Origin of the sequence: Streptomyces sp. BE303 (genome assembly GCF_036290945.1) — a bacterium.
In the GTDB taxonomy this organism is placed as follows: domain Bacteria; phylum Actinomycetota; class Actinomycetes; order Streptomycetales; family Streptomycetaceae; genus Kitasatospora.
This window is the reverse complement of record NZ_JAQYWZ010000744.1, coordinates 1-508: the sequence shown is the minus strand read 5'-3', so window position 1 is coordinate 508 and position 508 is coordinate 1. Positions and strand designations below refer to the sequence as shown.

Below are 508 nucleotides of genomic sequence, written 5' to 3'. Positions count from 1 at the left end.
TGTTCACGGGGCAGGGTGCGCAGCGAGCGTCGATGGGCCGGGGCTTGTACGAGGCGTTCCCGGTGTTCGCGGACGCCTTCGACCAGGTGGCGTTGCACCTGGATGCCGATCTGGACAAGCCGCTGGCGGAGGTGCTGGCGGACGAGGAGCTGATCCACCGGACCGGGTACGCGCAGCCGGCGTTGTTCGCGGTGGAGGTGGCGTTGCATGCGCTGCTGGCGCACTGGGGTGTGCGGGCGGACGTGCTGGTGGGGCACTCGATCGGTGAGGTAGCCGCCGCGCCTGTGGCCGGGGTGCTGTCGCTCGGCGATGCGGCGGCGCTGGTCGCGGCGCGTGGCAGGTTGATGCAGGCCCTTCCGGCGGGTGGGGCGATGCTCGCGGTGGGTGCTTCCGAGGCGGAGGAGCTGGCGGCGTTCCCGGATCTGGACGTAGCGGTGGTGAACGGCCCTGGGGCCGAGGTGGTCGCGGGCCTGGAAGCCGAGATCTACGCCGACGCCGACGCTGCGCG

At 72.2% G+C, this 508-nt stretch carries 1 protein-coding gene; it reads left to right on the top strand.

The annotated features are described in order from the left end of the window. Positions 1-32 precede the first annotated feature (32 nt). The coding region (locus PUR56_RS22010) for an acyltransferase domain-containing protein (RefSeq protein WP_443034545.1) at positions 33-508 on the top strand (476 nt) is incomplete at its 3' end.